Below are 771 nucleotides of genomic sequence, written 5' to 3'. Positions count from 1 at the left end.
CGTAAGCGGCTATTCACGCATCTTCTCGTCTGGGAACAGCGTAAGTTGGGAGATTGCTTCGACTTCTTGAAGAACAATACTCTTTCACGTGCCGACTTGAATGGCGAGAATGGCATTGCTCGTAATGTTCATTACGGAGATATTCTTATCAAGTTCGGTGATTGCCTGGATGGTGAACAAAGCGACTTGCCGTTCATTACCGACGATACCGTGCTTCCCAAATTTGCTGGGTCGATACTTAGCGAAGGCGATGTCATCTTCGCTGACACGGCAGAGGACGAAGCGGCTGGCAAGTGTATTGAACTGCGGAAACTACCCAAAGAGCCAACTATCTCCGGGTTGCATACGATACCGGCGCGGCCTCGGTTCCCCTTTGGGACGGGCTACTTGGGGCACTACCTTAATTCCGATGCATACCACAGACAGCTTCTTCCCTTAATGCAGGGGATCAAGGTGATTTCCGTTTCAAAGGCCGCTCTGCAAGATACGCAAGTTAGATTTCCTAGCTTGTCGGAGCAATCTGCCATAGGCGTGGTGCTGAGTGAGATCGACGCCCTCATCACCCTTCATCAGTGACAGCCCAACAGCAAGTCGCACGACATTATTTTCCTCGCTGGAGCGAAAAACCGCCGACTCGACATGGCGAAATCGGCGGTTCTGGAGCTCGAAACAAGAAGCAACTCGCGAAAGTTATTAGACGAACATCCTTTCCAACAGCGATTTCTTAGTATTCCTCAGCAGTTCAAGCTTACGCTGATGAAGGGTGATGAG

General features: G+C 50.5%; 1 protein-coding gene. It reads left to right on the top strand.

The features are described 5' to 3' along the window. On the top strand, window positions 1-576 hold a 576-nt coding region (locus tag CHY22_RS09830; protein WP_089573700.1), incomplete at its 5' end, for a restriction endonuclease subunit S. Window positions 577-771 lie beyond the last annotated feature (195 nt).

Origin of the sequence: Collinsella sp. TF06-26, from assembly GCF_002232035.1 — a bacterium.
Taxonomy (GTDB): Bacteria; Actinomycetota; Coriobacteriia; order Coriobacteriales; family Coriobacteriaceae; genus Collinsella.
This window is presented reverse-complemented; position numbering and strand designations above follow the sequence as displayed.